Origin of the sequence: Sanguibacter sp. HDW7, from assembly GCF_011300875.1 — a bacterium.
Lineage (GTDB): Bacteria > Actinomycetota > Actinomycetes > Actinomycetales > Cellulomonadaceae > Flavimobilis.
Map to the genome: position 1 here is coordinate 1,143,198 of NZ_CP049862.1, position 18,874 is coordinate 1,162,071.

18 protein-coding genes and 2 tRNA genes are annotated in these 18,874 nt (G+C 70.5%); 7 read left to right on the top strand and 13 right to left on the bottom strand.

The window, feature by feature from the left end:
- Positions 1-75 precede the first annotated feature (75 nt).
- From G7063_RS05380 to G7063_RS05395, 4 genes are all read right to left on the bottom strand, one after another.
- Complete coding sequence (locus G7063_RS05380; protein ID WP_166413484.1) at positions 76-348, bottom strand: hypothetical protein; 273 nt, start codon at positions 346-348, stop codon at positions 76-78.
- Complete coding sequence (locus G7063_RS05385) at positions 345-497, bottom strand: hypothetical protein (protein WP_166413485.1); 153 nt, start codon at positions 495-497, stop codon at positions 345-347. The genes G7063_RS05380 and G7063_RS05385 overlap by 4 nt, the downstream gene beginning before the upstream one ends.
- Positions 498-567: 70 nt before the next feature.
- Entirely contained in the window at positions 568-867 is a 300-nt protein-coding gene (locus tag G7063_RS05390) for a hypothetical protein (protein WP_166413486.1), read from the bottom strand.
- Between the two features lie 32 nt (positions 868-899).
- Positions 900-1,043, bottom strand: coding sequence for a hypothetical protein (locus G7063_RS05395; protein ID WP_166413487.1), 144 nt, complete (start codon positions 1,041-1,043; stop codon positions 900-902).
- 258 nt (positions 1,044-1,301) lie between these two features.
- Here G7063_RS05395 and G7063_RS05400 point away from each other — a divergent pair, with 258 nt between their 5' ends.
- From G7063_RS05400 to G7063_RS05420, 5 genes are all read left to right on the top strand, one after another.
- The gene (locus G7063_RS05400) at positions 1,302-2,849 is read left to right on the top strand and encodes a Re/Si-specific NAD(P)(+) transhydrogenase subunit alpha (protein ID WP_166413488.1); all 1,548 of its coding nucleotides are present in this window, start codon (positions 1,302-1,304) and stop codon (positions 2,847-2,849) included.
- Between the two features lie 3 nt (positions 2,850-2,852).
- Positions 2,853-4,244, top strand: a complete 1,392-nt coding sequence (gene pntB / locus G7063_RS05405; protein WP_166413489.1) for a Re/Si-specific NAD(P)(+) transhydrogenase subunit beta — start codon at positions 2,853-2,855, stop codon at positions 4,242-4,244.
- Positions 4,245-4,359: 115 nt separating this feature from the next.
- Positions 4,360-5,244, top strand: coding sequence for a tRNA (guanosine(46)-N7)-methyltransferase TrmB (trmB, locus tag G7063_RS05410; RefSeq protein ID WP_206188213.1), 885 nt, complete (start codon positions 4,360-4,362; stop codon positions 5,242-5,244).
- 32 nt (positions 5,245-5,276) lie between these two features.
- Positions 5,277-6,188 carry a RimK family alpha-L-glutamate ligase gene (locus G7063_RS05415; protein ID WP_166413490.1) on the top strand — a complete coding sequence of 304 codons (912 nt, stop codon included), beginning with the start codon at positions 5,277-5,279 and terminating at the stop codon, positions 6,186-6,188.
- Between the two features lie 665 nt (positions 6,189-6,853).
- Entirely contained in the window at positions 6,854-8,155 is a 1,302-nt protein-coding gene (locus tag G7063_RS05420; RefSeq protein WP_166413491.1) for a TrpB-like pyridoxal phosphate-dependent enzyme, read from the top strand.
- A gap of 230 nt (positions 8,156-8,385) precedes the next feature.
- On the opposite strand, the gene G7063_RS05425 is transcribed toward G7063_RS05420, so the two are convergent.
- From G7063_RS05425 to orn, 7 genes are all read right to left on the bottom strand, one after another.
- Entirely contained in the window at positions 8,386-9,258 is an 873-nt protein-coding gene (locus tag G7063_RS05425; RefSeq protein WP_166413492.1) for an aminoglycoside 3'-phosphotransferase, read from the bottom strand.
- A 238-nt stretch (positions 9,259-9,496) separates the two neighbouring features.
- Complete coding sequence (locus G7063_RS05430) at positions 9,497-11,746, bottom strand: glycoside hydrolase family 3 C-terminal domain-containing protein (protein ID WP_166413493.1); 2,250 nt, start codon at positions 11,744-11,746, stop codon at positions 9,497-9,499.
- Positions 11,747-11,815: 69 nt separating this feature from the next.
- The gene (locus tag G7063_RS05435) at positions 11,816-13,303 is read right to left on the bottom strand and encodes a carboxylesterase/lipase family protein (RefSeq protein ID WP_240916197.1); all 1,488 of its coding nucleotides are present in this window, start codon (positions 13,301-13,303) and stop codon (positions 11,816-11,818) included.
- A 12-nt stretch (positions 13,304-13,315) separates the two neighbouring features.
- Positions 13,316-13,573 carry a hypothetical protein gene (locus G7063_RS05440; RefSeq protein WP_166413495.1) on the bottom strand — a complete coding sequence of 86 codons (258 nt, stop codon included), beginning with the start codon at positions 13,571-13,573 and terminating at the stop codon, positions 13,316-13,318.
- 101 nt (positions 13,574-13,674) lie between these two features.
- Positions 13,675-14,172 carry a hypothetical protein gene (locus G7063_RS05445; protein WP_166413496.1) on the bottom strand — a complete coding sequence of 166 codons (498 nt, stop codon included), beginning with the start codon at positions 14,170-14,172 and terminating at the stop codon, positions 13,675-13,677.
- Between the two features lie 197 nt (positions 14,173-14,369).
- Positions 14,370-14,445 (bottom strand) — tRNA-His (locus tag G7063_RS05450).
- A 69-nt stretch (positions 14,446-14,514) separates the two neighbouring features.
- Positions 14,515-15,162: an oligoribonuclease gene (orn, locus tag G7063_RS05455; protein WP_166413497.1), complete on the bottom strand. Its 648-nt coding sequence runs from the start codon at positions 15,160-15,162 to the stop codon at positions 14,515-14,517.
- Between the two features lie 259 nt (positions 15,163-15,421).
- Between orn and G7063_RS15240 the strand changes: the two genes are divergently transcribed.
- Together G7063_RS15240 and G7063_RS05465 are read left to right on the top strand one after the other, a co-directional pair.
- A complete protein-coding gene (locus G7063_RS15240; protein ID WP_255454251.1) occupies positions 15,422-16,015 on the top strand; it encodes a phosphatase PAP2 family protein in 594 nt (197 codons plus the stop codon).
- Positions 15,978-16,050 (top strand) — tRNA-Arg (locus tag G7063_RS05465). The genes G7063_RS15240 and G7063_RS05465 overlap by 38 nt, the downstream gene beginning before the upstream one ends.
- A gap of 121 nt (positions 16,051-16,171) precedes the next feature.
- On the opposite strand, the gene G7063_RS05470 is transcribed toward G7063_RS05465, so the two are convergent.
- On the bottom strand, positions 16,172-16,510 hold the full coding sequence (locus G7063_RS05470; protein WP_370520735.1) for a hypothetical protein: 339 nt from the start codon (positions 16,508-16,510) through the stop codon (positions 16,172-16,174).
- 86 nt (positions 16,511-16,596) lie between these two features.
- Positions 16,597-18,177, bottom strand: a complete 1,581-nt coding sequence (locus G7063_RS05475) for a HEPN domain-containing protein (RefSeq protein ID WP_166413498.1) — start codon at positions 18,175-18,177, stop codon at positions 16,597-16,599.
- Positions 18,178-18,874: the final 697 nt, after the last annotated feature.

The following is an 18,874-nucleotide window of genomic DNA, read 5'->3' on the forward strand; positions in this document are numbered from 1 at the left end:
CCCCGGCGCGGGTGGGACCCCCGGCCGATCTGTGGACGTCGAGGTGTGCGACGTCGCTGTGGGCAGCGCCGCCCATCAGTAGTGCATCCGGGTCCAGGTGGTCGCCTCGGGGTGCGGGCCGCACGTGAGGCCGGCGTTCATCAGCGGAGCGGTCGTCGCGCGTCTGGCCTCGCGCGGTCCCGAGATCCGCACGCCGCGGATGATGCCTTCGCGGCCGGGGATGAGCGACTCGGTCTCGACGGCCTCGAGCGTGAGCGCGCTCTGGTCGACGTGGGCGCGGGTGAGGATCTGGCGGACTCCGCGTACCGTGAGGGGGCGGCATGCGAGGCGCTCGTCCACGGTGCTCACGCGGCCTCTTCCAGGTCGCCCTCGGTGTCGCGCGTCGCGCGGCGGTGCGCGGTGAGCTCGATGACCTCCGCGTCCTCGCCCTCCGGCTCATAATCAGCGGGTTCGGGGTTCGAGTCCCTGATGGCGCACCGCACGAGGCCCGGAACCACGGTTCCGGGCCTCGCCTTTTCCCCTGGGTGTCGCTGGACGAGGGAGGCGGTGCGGGCCGACGGCCTCCGCTCAGGATCGCCGAGGCTGGGGCGTCGTCGGGCGCTCGTGCGTGCGCTCCGTGATCGCTCGCGCTGCACCTTCGATCTTGCGGACGAGCCGGTAGACGCCCATGCAGAGGGTCACGGTGCCGGCGATGCCGGCGGTGATGCCGAGCATCCACAGCGCCATGGGTGGCTCGCTGTACTCCCCTCGTGCCGCCTCGGCCTTCATCGCTGCCAGCACGAGCCCCCCGCCGAGGGGGGAGAGGACGATCGACCACACGATGAGTGCCGCCGCGCTGACAGGTTCGGGATTAGCGATTCGTGGCATGTGCGAAGCGTAGCGGCCGGAGGCGCCGAGCGTCAGGCATCCTGCGCCGCGGTCTTGCGGACGATCCGCGCTGCCTCCTCGACGGCCTGGGCGAGCGCCTGCGGCTCGGCGCGAACTGAGCGCGGCGCCGGCCGCTCGTCGACCCGGCACGGCCGCCCCGCGACCCTCGCGTCCACCCCTCGGGACTCACCTGTTCTGTCTGCGGTCGCGCAGGCGCGGAATCCTGCGGCGAGGGGTCCGAGGTCCCGATATGCACGGCCGTTCCGCTGATATCCATGGGGGTGTCGCAAGCCTCCGACCGGGGGGAGCGGCCAGGGTCCTTCCCGTCCTGCTGACCAGCGTGGACGAGGTGGACGCGTTCGTCGTCACCGTCCGCGGTCCGGCACCGGCCCGTGGGGCCGCGTCGGGCGCGGACCCATCGAGCGGAGTATTACGTGCGTATCGGAGTCCCCAAGGAGTCCGCACCCGAGCAGAGGCTGGTCGCGGCGACGCCGCAGACCGTCGGCAAGCTCGTCGACCTGGGCTACGAGGTCGTCGTCGAGGAGGGCGCCGGCAACGGTGCGAGCATCCCCGACGCCCTCTACACGGCCGCGGGCGCGACCGTCGTCGACACGGCCGCCGCCTGGGGCGCCGACGTCGTCATCACGGTCGACGGCCCCGGCGACGGTGACGTCGAGCGGCTGTCCGAGGGTGCGACGCTCGTCGCGCGCCTCGCCCCCGACGACACCCCTGAGCTCGTCGAGGCGCTCCGTGCGCGCGGCCTCACGGCACTCAACCTCATGTCGGTGCCGCGCATCTCGCGCGCGCAGGCGCTCGACGTCCTCTCGACGATGTCGAACGTCTCGGGCTACCGCGGCATCATCGAGGCCGCGGAGTCCTACGCCGGCATGTTCGGTGGTCAGGTCACCGCGGCGGGTTCGACGCCGCCGGCCCGCGTCTTCGTCATCGGTGCGGGTGTCGCGGGTCTTGCGGCGCTCGGCGCTGCCGGGTCGCTCGGCGCGGAGGTGCGGGCGTACGACGTGCGCGCGGACGTCGCGGAGCAGATCGAGTCGATGGGTGCGACGTTCGTGCGCGTCGCGGCCGAGTCGCAGGAGAGCGCCGACGGCTACGCCAAGGAGCTCACGGCGGACCAGGAGGCCGCGACCGCGGCCGTGTACGCGGCGGAGTCCGCCGCGGCCGACGTCGTCGTCTCGACGGCCCTCATCCGCGGCAAGGCGCCCATCACGATCACGGCGGAGATGGTCGCCGCGATGAAGCCCGGCTCGGTCGTCGTCGACCTTGCTGCGTCGGGCGGCGGCAACTGCGAGCTCACGGTCCCGGGGGAGAAGATCGTCACCGACAACGGTGTGACGATCATCGGTTACACGGACCTGCCGGGCCGCATGCCCAAGCACACGTCGCAGCTCTACGGCACGAACATCGTCAACCTCATGAAGCTGCTGACGCCCGGCAAGGACGGCGAGCTCGTCCTCGACCTCGCCGACGTCGTCCAGCGCGGCATCACGGTGACGCAGGCGGGGGAGATCCTCTGGCCGCCGCCGCCCGTCCAGGTGTCTGCGGCTCCCGCACCGGCACCTGCGGCGCCGGTCGAGGCCGCTCCGGCAGCGCCGGCCCCCGTGGCAGCACCGAAGAAGAAGGGCAACGGCGCGCTCGTCGGCGGCGCGATCACCGCGGCGCTCGTCGTCGCGGCCGTCGCGTTCTCGACCGCGACGTTCGCCTCGCACCTCACGGTGTTCGCGCTCGCCGTCGTCGTCGGCTTCTACGTCGTCACGGGCGTCACGCACTCGCTGCACACCCCGCTCATGGCGCAGACGAACGCCATCAGCGGCATCATCCTCGTCGGCTCGCTGCTGCAGATCGGCTCGGACAACCTCGTCGTGACGATCCTCGCGGTCGTCGCCGCGACGTTCGCCTCGATCAACATCTTCGGCGGGTTCTCGGTCGCGAGCCGCATGCTCGCCATGTTCCAGAAGGAGGCCTGAGCCGTGGAGACTCTCACCCAGCTCGTCTATGGCGTCTACCTCGTCGCCGGCATCCTCTTCGTCCTCTCGCTCGCGGGCCTCTCCAAGCAGGAGACGGCGCGCGGGGGCAACCTCGCGGGCAAGGTCGGCATGGCGCTCGCGCTCGTCGCGACCGTGACGCTCGCGCTCATCGAGTCCGAGCGGAACGCGGCCGTCACGGCCGCGCTCATCGCGCTCGCGCTCGGCGTCGGTGCGCTCGTCGGCACGTGGCAGGCCCGCAAGGTCGAGATGACGCAGATGCCTGAGATGATCGCGCTGCTGCACTCGTTCGTCGGTCTTGCAGCCGTCCTCGTCGGCTTCAACTCCTTCCTCACCGACTCCCACGGCGGCGCCGTGCACCTCGTCGAGGTGTTCCTCGGCGTGTTCATCGGTGCGATCACGCTCACCGGTTCGCTCGTCGCGTTCGGCAAGCTCTCGGCGCGCATGAAGTCCTCGCCGCTCACGCTGCCGGGCCGCAACCTGCTCAACCTCGGCGCGATCCTCGTCTCGCTCGGCCTCATGGGCTGGTTCATCGCGGCGCCGTCGATCTGGCCGCTCGCGATCATGACGGTCATCGCGCTCGCGGTCGGCTGGCACCTCGTCGTCGCGATCGGCGGCGGCGACATGCCCGTCGTCGTCTCGATGCTCAACTCGTACTCGGGCTGGGCTGCGGCCGCCGCGGGCTTCATGCTCGGCAACGACCTGCTCATCATCACCGGTGCGCTCGTCGGCTCCTCCGGTGCGATCCTCTCGTACATCATGTGCAAGGCCATGAACCGGTCGTTCATCTCGGTGATCCTCGGCGGCTTCGGCGCGACCGAGGGCGGCACCCCCCAGGGCGCCGTCGTCGAGGGCGAGCACCACGAGACGAGCGCCGACGACGTCGCACAGCTCCTCAAGGGCGCCAAGAGCGTGCTCATCACGCCTGGCTACGGCATGGCGGTCGCCAAGGCGCAGTACCCGGTCGCCGAGCTCACCTCGAAGCTGCGGGCGAAGGGCGTCGACGTCCGCTTCGGCGTGCACCCCGTCGCGGGGCGCCTGCCGGGCCACATGAACGTGCTGCTCGCCGAGGCGAAGGTTCCGTACGACATCGTCGAGGAGCTCGAGGAGGTCAACGAGAAGCTGCCGCGCACGGACGTCGTCCTCGTCATCGGGGCGAACGACACGGTCAACCCGGCCGCGGAGGACGACCCGGGCTCGCCCATCGCGGGCATGCCGGTGCTCCAGGTGTGGAACGCGGAGAAGGTCGTCGTCTTCAAGCGCTCGATGGCCGTCGGCTACGCGGGTGTCCAGAATCCGCTCTTTTTCAAAGACAACACGACGATGCTCTTCGGCGACGCCAAGGAGCGCGTCGAGGACATCGTCAAGGCGCTCTGAGCGCTGGAAGCCGCCTGTCGCGAGCGCGTCGCCCCTCCGGGGGCGGCGCGCTCGCGCGCGTCCGGGACGTGCGGGGTCCGGGGCGTGCGCGGCCTCGCCTAGGCTGGGAGGCACCATGAGCACGACGCCCGACGTTCCCGACGCCCTCGTTCCCGACGTTCTCGACGGTCCCCTGGCCAGCGCGACCGACACCGCTGACGACGACGCCGCAGCCGACGCGCCGGCCGACGGTCCTGAGGTCGACGACGGCACCGCGGCCGCCGACGCGGAGCGTGCCACGACGCAGCACGGGACGTTCCGTGCCCATCCGGTGTCGTTCGTCCGCCGGTCCGGACGTCTGACGGACGGTCAGGCGAAGGCGCTCGAGCGCTCTGGCGCGCGCGTCATCCTCGACGTCCCGCGAGATGTTGCCCGCACGTCGGTCGACCCGGCGTGCCGTCTCGACGTGCCGGCGGTCTTCGGGCGGAGGGCCCCGCTCGTCGTCGAGGTCGGGTCGGGGATGGGCGAGAACGCGGTGGCCGCTGCGGCGGCGGATCCCACGCGCGACGTCCTCGCGCTCGAGGTCTACCTGCCCGGGATCGCGCAGGCGGTCCTCGCGGGTGACCGCGAGGGCGTGACGAACCTGCGCCTCGCGCAGGTCAACGCGCCCGAGCTCTTCGCGACCGCGCTCGCCCCCGCGTCCGTCGACGAGGTGTGGGTGTTCTTCCCCGACCCGTGGCACAAGACGCGCCATCACAAGCGCCGGCTCGTGCAGCCGTCGTTCGCGGGCGAGGTCGCGCGCGTGCTGCGGCCCGGCGGAGTGTGGCGGCTCGCGACCGACTGGGAGCCGTACGCCGACCACGTGCGCGAGGTGCTGCGCGGGCGGACTGACCTCGTGCCGCTCGTCGACGGGTCCGACGGCGTCGTCGAACGCTTCGACGGCCGCGTCCTCACGACCTTCGAGGCCAAGGGGCTTCGCGCAGGGCGGAGCGTGACGGACCTCGCCTACGTGCGGGTCTGAGCGGTCTGCCTTCGACGGCTAAACTTGGTCGGGTGACGACGACGCGCATCGCCCTGGCAACCTGCAACTTCCACCCCGACCTGGCCGAGGACGACCAGCACCTCCTGCGGGCTCTTCGGAAGCTCGGTGTGGAGGCCGTGCCGGCGGTGTGGGACGACGCGGAGGTCGACTGGTCCGCGTTCGACCTCGTCGTCGTGCGGTCCGTGTGGGACTGGTCGCAGCAGCGCGACGCGTTCCTCGCGTGGGCGCGCACCGTGCCCAACCTTCTCAACCGCGCCGCGATCCTCGCGTGGAACACCGACAAGGCCTATCTGCGCGAGCTCGACGCGGCCGGCATGCCGACCATCCCGACGATCTGGCTGACGCCCGAGCAGAAGCTCTCGTCGCGTGCCGTCCACACGCGTATGCCTGCGCACGGCGACTTCGTCATCAAGCCGACGGTCTCGCGCGGCGCGCGTGACACGGGCCGCTACCAGGCGGGCGAGGCGACGAGCCGTGGCACCGCGATCCGGCGGACCGTCCAGCTGCTCAAGGACGGCCGCGAGGTGATGATCCAGCGCTACCTCACGAGCGTCGACACGGCGGGGGAGGCGGCGCTCGTCTACATCGACGGGGCGTTCTCGCACGCGGTGCGCAAGGGCGCGATGCTCCAGGGCCAGTTCCGCGGCGCTGCGGGCCTCTACAAGCAGGAGTCGATGTCGCTGCGCGAGGTGTCGGCGGCCGAGCGCGAGCTTGCCGACCGCGCGGTCGCGTTCGCGCAGGCCAGGCTCGAGGAGTCGCACCCGGGCGAGGGGCTGCTCTACGCGCGCGTCGACCTCGTCGAGGGTGACGACGGCGCGCCCCTCGTCCTCGAGCTCGAGGTCGTCGAGCCGACGCTCTTCCTCGCCTTCCGCGAGGGTGCGGCCGACGGGCTCGCACAGGCGATCCTCGCCCGCCTCGCCTGAGCGGTCGCGCCCACTCCACCAGACAAGCCCCCACCGGAGCGCCGAAGCCCACTCCGCAGTGTTCCGATAGCCGATCGGTGCACTTGAGGTGTGCCGATCCGCTATCGACGACGTTTCTCGTCGCGTGCCCAACGCGCGATAGCCGATCCGTACGTGTGACGTGTGCTGATCCGCTATCGGTGAGCAGGCTTCGTCGTGCGGTGGCGCTGAGCGGCAGACCGCCCGCCGCGGAGTGCTGATAGCCGATCGGTGCATTTGAAGTGTGCCGATCCGCTATCGACAACGTTCCTCGTCGCGTACCCAATGCGCGATAGCCGATCCGTACGTGTGACGTGTGCTGATCCGCTATCGACGCGTCGCCGCCGTCCTGCGACGCGCTGGACCGTCGGTGGCTCACCGCCCCCATGGCTCGATAGCCGATCCGTACCGATGAAGTGGTCGGATCGGCTATCGAGCCATCGAGCCATCGAGCCATCGGGGCGCGGAGCGTGGGGCGTGGGGCACGTGGTGGGGAGGGCGTCGGCCCGCGGCGGGCCGCGGAGCCTTGACCTCGGCGGAGGCTCGCGTCTTTGCTGGTGAGACGGGTTGCGGATTCGGGCAGTTTCGTCGTGACGCGCGTCACGTTCGGGCTACCCTGCGTCCAAGGTCGACGTCGAAGGAGAACCATGACCACGCAGCCCACCACAAGCTCGCGGCTCGAGCCGCTCGGTACCGTCGTCCCGTCGAGCGTCCCGACGCACTGGTACAACCTTGCTGCGGACCTCCCCGAGCCGGTGCCCCCGCACCTGCACCCGGGCACGCGCGAGCCCCTCACCCCGCCCGACCTCGCGCCGCTGTTCCCCATGGCGCTCATCGAGCAGGAGGTGACGACCGAGCGCTACGTCGAGATCCCGCAGAAGGTCCGCGAGATCTACGCGCTGTGGCGCCCGTCGCCGCTCATCCGGGCGCGCGCGCTCGAGAAGGAGCTCGGCACGCCGGCCCGGATCTACTACAAGTACGAGGGCGTCTCGCCGGTCGGCTCGCACAAGCCGAACACGGCCGTCCCGCAGGCGTACTACAACGCGCTCGAGGGCGTCACGCGCCTCACCACGGAGACGGGCGCGGGCCAGTGGGGCGCCTCGCTGTCGTTCGCCGCGTCGCTGCTCGGCCTCACGTGCGAGGTGTGGCAGGTGCGGGCCTCGTACGACTCCAAGCCGTACCGACGTGCGCAGATGGAGGTCTACGGGTCCGTCTGCCACCCGTCGCCCTCCGACCTCACGGACGCCGGCCGCGCGATCCTCGCGGAGACGCCCGACACGACGGGCTCGCTCGGCATGGCGATCTCCGAGGCCGTCGAGGCCGCGGTGAAGGACCCGGGGGCGCACTACGCGCTCGGCTCGGTCCTCAACCACGTCATGCTCCACCAGTCCGTCATCGGGCAGGAGGCGCTCGAGCAGATCGCGCAGGTCGAGGACCGCGTCGACATCGTCTTCGGCTGCGCGGGCGGCGGCTCGAACCTTGCGGGTCTCACGTTCCCGTTCCTCGGCAAGAACCTGCGCGAGGGTACGACGACGCGCCTCGTCGCGTGCGAGCCGGCGGCCTGCCCGTCGCTCACGCAGGGCGAGTACCGCTACGACTTCGGTGACGTCGCGGGTCTCACGCCGCTGCTGAAGATGCACACGCTCGGCAAGGACTTCGTGCCGCCGGCGATCCACGCGGGCGGCCTGCGCTACCACGGCATGAGCCCGATGGTCTCGCACGCGGTGAACCTCGGTCTCATGGAGGCGATCGCGATCGAGCAGGACGACGCGTTCGCTGCGGGCCTGCTCTTCGCGCGGACGGAGGGCATCATCCCGGCGCCCGAATCGACGCACGGCGTCGCCGGGGCGATCGCGCACGCGCGGGCGGCGACGACCGACGAGGTCATCGTCATCGGCCTGTCGGGCAACGGCGTCCTCGACCTCCCGGCGTACGCCAGCTACGTCTGAGATCGCTGACGGCGAGGGGCCGCGCGGCACGCCGCGCGGCCCCTCGCTGCGTCTGTGGTGCCCGGTCCGAAGCCGCGAGCTAGTCCTCCTGTCGCGACCTAGGACGGCAGAGCGACTATCTCGCGTCGTGGGGACTATCTCGCGGGAGGACGACTAGCACGCCGGGAGGACGCTAGCTCGCAGGTCGGCCGGTTCGCGACGGCAACATGCGGCGCCCGACGACGCCCCGGTCAGCCGAGGTCCCAGAGGAGGCGGTAGTACGCCAGCCGCTCCTCGTCGGGCCTGACGCCGTACGCGTCGCAGACCTCGGCCGTGAGGTCGCGGCCGTAGTTCCACGTCGTGCTCCAGCCTGCGATCGCGAGGTCCGCCCAGCGGTCCGCGACGCCGAGCGAGTCGAGGTCGATCGTCGCGAGGTACGAGCCGTCCTCGGCGAGCAGCGTGTTGGGCGCGCACGCGTCGCCGTGGGCGACGACGAGGCGGTCGACGTCGGGCACGTCGGCGAGCCGTGCGAGCAGCTCCGCGTGGGAGATCCCGTGGTGGTCGGGGTGGAGGTGCTCGGGCGTCCAGCCGTCGGGGCCCGACGTCGCACCTCGGGCCCGGGCCCGCGCGAGCCGGGCGTCCGTGCCCCACGTCCATGGGCAGTCCTCGACGGGCAGGGCGTCGTGGAGCGCGCGCAGACCGGCGCCGAGGGCGCGCGCTGCGACGACGGGCTGCGACAGCCACGGCTCGACGACCGCTGCCAGCCCCGGCAAGCCTGCTGTGACGAGCCAGGAGCCGTCGTCGTCCGCGCCCACGTCGAGCACCTCGGGCACGCTCGCCCCGTGCTCGCGCGCCCACGCGAGCCGCTCCGCCTCGACAGCGAGAGCCCCGTCGCCGGGAGGCCCCGTGCGACCGTCGGGCATGAGCGTGCCCACCGCGGGCGCGGGGCCCGGGTGCCACTTGACGAAGCGCACGTCGGAGCCGCCCGCGACCCGGAACGTCACCCCGCCGACCCCGTTGAGCCACACCGCCCGCACGTCGTCGCCGGGACGGACGTAGCGCGCGACCTGCGGCGGCACGGGCACGGGGCCCGACGGGACCTGCGTATCGAGGATCGACGACATCCCGCGATCCTGCCATGGACGACGGCAGGGGCGGAGGCCGTCGAGGCATGACTGCGCGAGGCGAGGAGGTCACGCCGCCGACGCCGTCGCTCGGCACCCGGCGTACGCCGCCTGCCCCGTGGCCGTCATGGCGGGCAACCACCCGCCCGCCCGCCTACCCGCATGGCTGTGCCCTACCCGCACGTCTGAACTTGCGGGTAGGGCACAGATCCGCGGGTAGGCGGTGGAGCCGGGCGGGTCAGCCTGCGTTGGCCGCCTCGATGAGCGCGTCGACCTGCTCGTGCGTGACGCCCATGCCCGGGAAGCCGGCGAGGCGACCGATCGGGAAGGACGCCATGAGCTTCATCATGCCGTCGTCCGCCATGAGACCGGCCTCGGCCGCACCCTCGGCCATCTCCTGCATGCCCGAGAGGTGCGCGAGGACCATGGGACCGACGACGGGGTGCGCGACGAGCTCGCCGACCGACGACGAGTGCGTGAGCGGCATCGAGACCTCGTCACCGCTCACCTCCACGGTCGCGCTGCCGCGCACGTCGCGGCTCGACGCGGCGACGTCGACGCGGTAGGTGCCGCCCTCGACGACCCAGCGGTCGACGCGGATGTCCCAGTACGCGAGGTCCTCGCGCGGGACGGTCACGGTGACGTCCTGCGACGCGCCCGCGGCGATCTCGACGTTCGCGAACGCCTTGAGCTCGCGCGGGGCACGCTCGACGGCCGACGTGAGCGGCGCGACGTACACCTGGACGACCTCGCGGCCGTCGCGGTCGCCCGTGTTCGTCACGGGGACGGTGACGGTGAGGTCGCCGGACGGTGCGACGGTGACCGTCGGCGAGCCGTACGCGAACGTCGTGTACGACAGGCCGTGGCCGAACGGGAACGTCACGTCCATGCGGCGCTGGTCGTACCAGCGGTAGCCGACGAACATGCCCTCGCCGTAGCGGACGTGACCGAACGACCCGGGGAACGAGCCGAACGCGGGGGTGTCCTCGAGGCGGTGGGGGATCGTCTCGGCGAGGCGTCCGGACGGGTTGACGGCGCCCGTGAGGACGTCGACCGTCGCGGTGCCGCCGGCCTGGCCGAGCAGCCAGGTCTCGACGACCGCGGGGACGCGGTCGGCGAAGGGCAGGGCGACGACGGCGCCGTTGGAGAGCACGACGACGACGTTCGGGTTGGCCTCAAGCAGCGCGTCGAGGAGCTCGAGCTGCACGGTCGGCAGGTCGATGTGCGTGCGGTCGAAGCCCTCGGACTCCTCGGTGTCAGGCAGCCCGAGGAACACGACGACGACGTCGTGCGCACCGGCGAGCCGGACGGCCTCGGCGCGCAGCGCGTCGGCGTCGGACCCGTCGAACGCGAAGCCAGGCGCGAAGCCGACGGTGAGCCCGTCGACGGCGCCGAGTGCGTCGAGCGCGGAGTCGAGGCGCGTCGGGTTGATGTGCGACGACCCGCCGCCCTGGAAGCGGGGCGTGCGTGCGAACTCGCCGACGACCGCGACGGACGCGTCCGGGGCGAGCGGCAGGATGCCGCCGTCGTTCTTCAGCAGGACGATCGATCGGCCTGCGGCCTCGCGGGCGAGGGCGTGGTGCGCGTCGCCGTCGAGCGGACCCTCGACGGCGGGGCGCGCCTGCGTCTTGCGGACGAGGTCGACGACGCGGCTCGCGGCCGTGTCGAGCACGGACTCCTCGAGCTGGCCCTCGGCGATCGCGGCGACGATCTGGGCGTCGGTGCGGCCGTCGCCGGCGGGCATCTCGAGGTCGAGGCCTGCGGTGAGGGCGGCGACGCGGTCCGCGACGGCGCCCCAGTCGGAGACGACGAGGCCCTCGAAGCCCCAATCGTCACGGAGCACCTCGGTGAGCAGCCAGTGGTCCTGCGACGCGTAGACGCCGTTGATCTTGTTGTACGAGCACATAACGGTCCACGGCTGGGCGGCCTTGACGACGCGCTCGAAGCCGCGCAGGTAGAGCTCGCGCAGCGGACGCGGGTCGATGTCGGCCGACACGCGCATGCGGTCGTCCTCCTGGTTGTTCGCCGCGAAGTGCTTGAGCGACGAGCCGACGCCCTGGGACTGGATACCCGTGACGAGTCCCGCGCCCATCGCGCCCGAGAGGATCGGGTCCTCCGACATGTACTCGAAGTTGCGGCCGCACAGGGGCGAGCGCTTGAGGTTGGTGCCCGGGCCGAGGACGACCCCGACGTTCTCGATCGCGGCCTCGACGCCGATCGCGGCGCCGACACGCTCGGCGAGCGCGGGGTCGAAGGTCGAGGCGAGGGCGGCGGCGGGAGGGAAGCACGTCGCGGGCACGGAGTCGTTGAGACCGAGGTGGTCGCTGTCGCCCGACTGCTTGCGCAGGCCGTGGGGTCCGTCGGTGAGCATGATCGAGGGGACGTCGGCGGTGGCGACGGCCTTCGTGGTCCAGAAGTCGGCGCCGCTGGTGAGCGAGGCCTTCTCCGCCGTGGTCATCGCCGCGAGGTCTGCGGTTCGGTCAGTCATGTGGTGCTCCTTAGCCGTCGGTGCGGGCGAGGTCGGGGGTGGTGACGGGTGCGTGGCCCTGGGCGGCGCTCATAGGAGTGCCTTGACCGCGTCATAGGCGCCGGAGACGGTCGTGGACGGGACGTCCCAGACGCGGGCGATGCCTCGGGCGCCTGCCTGCGGCCAGCCGGGGTGGCCGTCGGTGATGAACGCGACGGCTGCCGCGTGGAGCTCGTCGGCGAGGGCCTGCGGCGGGTGGGGGCCGGCGAGCGGCTCCATCGCGGGGCCGTCGAGGCAGTCGAAGAAGAAAGGCACGTCGAGGCAGTGCTCGGCGAAGCCGAACGTGCCGGAGGGCCAGCGGAAGCGGTAGAGCCACGTGGGGGCGTCGCCGCGGTCGGCGGAGACCTGGAGGACCGACGCACGGAACATGCGGTCGGTGAGGACGCGTCCCGCGAGGCGAGCCTTGCCGAGCGCGACGACATCGGCGTTCGCCTTGAGGTACGCGGCCCGACGGTCCTTGGCGACGCCGAGCTTGCCGAGCAGCACGCCCGTGGGAACCCAGCGCAGCGTCTTCGCGGCTTCGGCCATCGCCATGGTGAACTCGTCGTCGGTCGTGCCGAGGACGAGCGGCTTGTCGGCGCCGATGCCCGCGCGCAGGGACTCGCGAGTCGGGCGGGGGAGCAGGTCGCCGTCGACGACGGGGCCGAGGGGCAGGCCCTCCTCGATGATGGTGCCGATGGACGACGGGTCGAGCTTCGTCGCTTCCTTCTGCAGCGCGAGGATGCGCTCCTCGGTGAGCGAGGAGAACCCTGCGACGGTCGGCTCGACGCCGGCCCTCGCGCCGAGCTCGCGGCCGAAGGCCTCCGAGCGTGCGGCCGCGACGTCGGCGAGCGCGCCGGAGATGCAGTAGACACCGTGGAAGAGGTGCTGCGCCTTCTCCATGCCGAGCAGGGTGAGCACGGCGCCGCCGCCGGCGGACTGGCCGGCGATCGTCACGCGGCCCGGGTCGCCGCCGAACGCCGCGATGTTCTCCTGGACCCACTCGAGGGCGAGCAGCCAGTCGCGGACGCCCCGGTTGGAGGGGGCGCCGTCGATCCAGCCGAAGCCGTCGAAGCCGAGGCGGTAGGAGATGGTGACGGTGACGACGTCGTCGCGGTTGAAGTTGTGTCCCTCGTACCAGGGGCTCGCGGGGGAGCCCGCGAAGAAGCCGCCGCCGTGGATGTAGACGAGGACGGGCAGGCCGGTGCCGTCGGCCGGCGTCTGCGGCGTCGGGGTGTGGACGTTGACGTTGAGCGTGCTGTCGCCGGCGACGCTGGGCTCGGGGATGAGCGTGACCCCGGGGTCGCCGCGCTGGGCGGTCGCGCCGAACTCGAGGGCGTCGAGCACGCCGTCCCACGGCGCCTTGGGCGCGGGCGCCGCGAAGCGCAGCGGGCCGACGGGGGCCTCGGCGAACGGGATGCCGCGGAACGCGGCGGACCGGGTGTGACGGCCCGCTCCCGTCGTCGGCACCCATGTGCCGCGCACGCGACCGGCGCGGGTCGTGACCTCGACGTGCTCGGTTCCGGTACTGGTCTGCATGTTCATTCCTGCCTACTTGACGCCTCGGATCGGCTCGACGGCCACTGCTGCAAGCATGACGAAGATGATGGCGAAGACGAAGAGGACCGGGAAGCTGCCGAGCGAGCTGAGGCTGACGGCGGCGATGCCGGGGCTCATGGCGATCATGCCAGTCATGTTCGGCATGAGAAGCGGCATCGCGGACCCGAAGAGCATGACAAAGGACGCGAGGGTGATGGACGGCTTGCGGCGGCCGACCTTGTCGCCGAGTTCCTCCGCGTCCTGAGCCACGCCTGACCCTCCTCGACGGGTCCTCCTCCTTCTCCTCCTCGACGGAGTGACGCCTTCCGACCGTTCAACGGTCGGAAGGCGTCACTCCGTCGAGGTGGGGCTCAGTCGAGGTCGAGCCAGACGATTCCGTCGCGTGCGCCGACGTAGTGGCGCGTGTCGTAGGCCTCGACGACGAGCCAGAAGCACGCGTGCTCGATCCACTCGTCGCGGCCGAACCCTTGCCACTCCGCCCAACGGGGATCCTCCGTGCTGCGCGGGATCGTGACGATCGCGCCGTAGAGTCCGCCCCCGTCCCCGACGTGCCCGTCGAGGAGGACGCGCACCGCGTCGCCGTCGGGCTCCACGGAGCGCATGCGGAGCTCCTGACCGGGGAGCAGGTCGGCGAAGCGCGCACGAAGAGCGTCGGCGAGCTCCTGCGGGGTGATCGTCAGCGGCGGGTTGTCGCGCGGGTCGTCGGAGTTCTCGGGTGGCGGTCCGAGAGAGAGGAGCGGCTCGTCCGCGTCGGGGGCGTCGGGCTCGCGGAGGGTTCGGCGGGCGGCCTGGCGTGCACGTGCCCACGCGGCGGCGGCCAGCAGCGCTGCGGCGACGACCTTGAACATGGGCGCGGCCCCCTTCGACGTGCATGCCTCGGACGACGGGAGCCAAGCACGGCGGGCGACCTGGGGGCAAGAAGAATGGTCGAACTGTCGGGCTCGACCCGGCCCGGGGCGCCGTTCACCGGTAACGCGCGCTGTAGTACGTGGCAACGCGACGAAGGCCGTGACCCGCGTCTCCGCAGGTCACGGCCTTCGTTCGATGGGGTGAGTAACGGGACTTGAACCCGCGACCCCCTGGACCACAACCAGGTGCTCTACCAGCTGAGCTATACCCACCATCGCTGCACACGCAGCAGGACCGACGAACCAAGGCTCATCGGGCCGACAAGAAGCATACAGTCTTTCTCAGTGCTCCGTGACCACGTCGGGGCGCCGCGTGACGGACGTCTCCGTGATGCGTGCCGCGATCGCCTTCGCGACGTCGGAGTCGGGTCCGGGCTGCGGGACGAAGAGCGCCTCGCGGTAGTAGCGGAGCTCGTCGATCGACTCGAGGATGTCGGCGAGAGCGCGGTGCCCGCCGTTCTTCTCGGGGGAGCGGAAGTACACGCGCGGGTACCAGCGTCGGGCGAGCTCCTTGATCGAGGAGACGTCGATGGTCCGGTAGTGCAGGTGCGCCGCGAGCGTCGGCATGTCGCGGTCGAGGAACGCGCGGTCGGTGGAGACGGAGTTGCCGGCGAGCGGCACGCGGCCGGCCTCGGGGGCGTGCTCGCGGATGTAGGCGAGGACGATCTCCTCGGCCTCCGCCATCGTTGTCCCGGCGTCGAGCTCGTCGAGCAGCCCGGACGTCGTGTGCATCGAGCGGACGAAGTCGTTCATCTGCTCGAGCGCGGCGGCCTCGGGACGGATGACGACGTCGACGCCGTCGCCGAGGACGTTGAGCTCGGAGTCGGTGACGACTGCGGCGACCTCGACGAGCGCATCTGCGCCCAGGTCGAGGCCGGTCATCTCGCAGTCGATCCAGACGATGCGGTCGTTGTTGAGGGCGCGTGACACGCCTCCCAGGGTACGTCGGGCCGCGCCAGCCTGTGTGTGACGCGCGTCCCGGCGCTAGCGTCGGGTCATGTCGACCACGTCACGTCCGGCCGAGCCGGCCCCGCCGCGCGGGCCCGCGTCCGCGTCGTTCTCGACTTTCGGCGGCGTGGCTGTCGGGCTCGTCCTGCTCACGCTCGGCGCGCTCGCGTTCGCCGGTCTGCTCGACGGGGTGCTCGAGAACGACGACCTCACGACGGTCGACCATCCGGTGCTCGACTGGATGGTCACGCACCGCACCGCCTGGCTGACGACGCTGCTCACGGGCGTGACCAACGCGTTCGGGCCGACGCTCCTGCCGATCCTCGTGGCCGTCGGCTGCGCGCTGTGGTGGTGGCGAACGCGCCGCTGGCGCGATCCCGTGCTGCTCATCGGGGCGATGCTGCTCGCCGTCGGGGTGTCGAGCCTCGTCAAGATGCTCGTCGCGCGACCCCGGCCCGACGAGACCGCGATGACGGTTCCGGGCGTCGAGACGTCCTTCTCGTTCCCGTCGGGGCACACGATCGGCGCGGCGACGCTCGTCCTGGTGCTCGGCTACCTCGTGTGGTCGCGGCGCGGGGGAGCGCGCGCCCTCGTCGGGTGGGTCATCGTGTCGGTGCTGCTCGTCGCGCTCGTCGGCGGCTCACGCCTCTACCTCGGCTACCACTTCACGACGGACGTCCTCGCGGGCGCGTCGCTTGCGGTCGGCGTCCTCGGCGTCGTCGTGCTCCTCGACGTCACCCTGCCCGTCCTGCGCGACCGACGCGCGGTCGCAGGCCCGGGCCCGGTAGGATCGGGGGGCCTCCGTAGCTCAATGGATAGAGCAACGGCCTTCTAATCCGTAGGTTGCAGGTTCGAGTCCTGTCGGGGGCGCTCCGAGTTTCCGCAGGTTCCGTGGAATCTGCCAGGTTCCGTCGGCGACGGAACCCCGAGATCGTCAGAATGTCGCGGTCGTGAGTCGCGCGTCCGCGGCCGACGTGTCACAGCCACCCGCTCACCGCCGCGCCCGCGCGTACTGCGCGGGCCACAGCTCGCGCTGCTCGTGGCCGAGCTCGCGCTCGGCGCGGAGCCCGAGGTGGGGGTCGCGGAGGAACTCGCGCCCGACGAGCACGGCGTCGGCGGCCCTGGAGGCGAGCACGTCCTCGGCCTGCGCGGGCGTCGTGAGGAGCCCGACGGCCGCGGTGGGTACGCCGGCGACCTCGCGCACGCGTGCCGCGAACGGCACCTGGTAGCCGGGGCCGACGGTGATCTGCTGGTGGGCGACGAGCCCGCCTGAGGACACGTCGACGAGGTCGACGCCCGCCTCGCGTGCCCGTAAGGGTGCGGTCGCCAACAGCGCGAAGACGACGCATGCGCTGGGATCAACATGCTTGCATTGACTGAGCTTCGAGGTGATCGTTCACCGCGCCGAAGGTCGGTTCAGCGCTGCAGAAGCAGGTGTTCAGAGCGAGTGCTCGCTTTAATGTCTTTCAATTCTGGAAAGGCATGGATGCGCCGATACGCGCGGATAGCCATTACGAGCGCCTCCCGACTGAGCTCGTGCAAGTCGTCTGGGATCGAACTAGAGGACCCGTGAACGAGGTCGCTCCTTGCGGCGTACAACTTCTTGGCGCGGCCAAACGACGCAACTCTTCGCATCTGGTCATCCGGCTCGAGAAGCCATGCGAGCGCAGCGCACACCTTGAATGTCGTCTCGGTTTTGGAGCCGAGCATGTTCTCCCACGCCACGACCGCATCGATGAGCGCGTCCGCGGGATCGCGTCGCTCCGAGGATGCTCGGATAATCCGGGTAAGGGCCACGTCCAGACGGTCGGTGACATCGCCGATCTCATCCATCGTCGCGGCGATCTCGTCCAGATCGGCCTTGCCCAGTTGAGCATCGGGAAGGCCGGCGTGGGGTGTGGTGACGAATGGGGCTGGAGTGCGGGCCATGGGAAATAGTGACCAATGCCATGTAGCGGTCACATCGACGATCTGGTCGCGCTCGGCTGCCCATGCGGCGATGCAGAATTGCAGGCGCATGACATCTCGGCGAAGGGTGGCTGTATGAACGCTGGCGAGTTCATGCAGCTTGCTGAATGCCGCATTGATTTCTGTCTCGGATGCGTCGTTTCGCAGGCGACCGATTAATTGCTGGGTCGACTTAACCCAGAACACACTCTTGGGCGCGCGGTGGTCTGCACCTGGCCAGGTTTCGATGGCTAGATCGGTGGCTGGTGCCAGCCCCCAGGTGCCCCGATCAACGGGCTCGTCAACCTGTACTCCGACCAAGCCCGACAGGATGGTCACAGTGACCTTCCGGCCATGCGCTGCGCTCCGCAGATCATCGAGTGTCTGACGCACGTACTCGACAAGCGACTCTTCGTCGAGCCTCTTGTCGAATCGCATTCGAGCCAATGTCTGCGCGACAATGGATCCCACCGCGATGCGCAGATCAGTCGTTCCCCCGTCAGCGGTAAGCCAAGTCAGCAATCCGATGGCAACTCGTTGGCCACGCGAATCGACTTCATCGTCCTGTTTGGGAAAGAGGGAGTTTAGTGATGGATCCCGCAGGAACGCCTCGGCGGCCGGTCCGTAGAGGGCAGGATCCTGAAACGATGCTGAGACCAAGAATCGGTCCTGTGCGGCTCCGTCCAGATGTTCGATAGCGATCCCGTTGAACGCAAGGCGGACGAATGCGTCTACGAGCACATCGCCTGTTTGCTCTGGAGTCCGGCCACTAATGAGCCGGCGGACCTCCTCCAGGAGAGTGAGACCACTGTCAGGTGACACGCGAGTAAGAAGATGGGCTCGAAGCGAGAGTTTCTGCTCAGGTTGCAGGAAACGCTCGTCGGCCGGAGCGCTGCCAAGTTGCTCAACGACATCCCAGCGTAGCTGGTCGTTGCTCGTCGGGCCGGTTCCGGGCACTAGGTCGAGGATGAACGCAAGTGCGGTCTCTCCAAGGAAGTCGACTGCTCGACTCCAGTATTCGTCCCTCGGCTGAGTCATCTCGAAAGCCATAAAGCAAGTATGGCTGGGTTGCACCCTCGCCGCATAGTCACACGCCGGATGGGTCGTCGAGCAACTAGGGTGATCGCCGCAGCACGACTGCAGTTCGACCTCTACCTAGGCAGGTGTCGTGGCGAGGAGGGCCTCACGCTGGGGGCTGCGACGGGGCAACTCAACATTCTCTGCTGCGGCCACGCTTCGCGCCGAATGCGGGCTCACTGCGAGTTGCAATCCGACCACTGCGAGTTTCAGTCCGCCCTCGTAGAGGCGCACCGACTCGAGAGCGTCCTCGGGCGCTAGTCTTCGCTGTCGTAGCGGATTCGATTGGCGGACCGGGTCGGGCCCGCCGTTCAGCGGTAGTGCCTGAACCTCTCGCCGAGATGCGCAAGAGTGACGCCCTGTGCATATGGCGCCACCGAGACGTAAACCTTGGCGATGTTCGGAAAGGACGGAGTCTCCCCGGCTGCGGGCGCCAAGCAGCCGCGGCAATCGGCACCCGGCGATTCGCGGCGGCATTCACGACGGTTGTTGGCGCGGCGTGGCAGGCGAGAAGTCACGGTCTTCAGGGCCGAGTTAGGGCTCGCTCTTCCTTCACGAAGTTGTGCTACGTGTTTCCGCAGTTCGGTGGAGGCTACCGGTCTCCGTCGTCGGCGGAACCCCGAGATGGTCAGCGTCTCGCAGTCGTGAGTTGCTCGTCTGCCGCGACGAC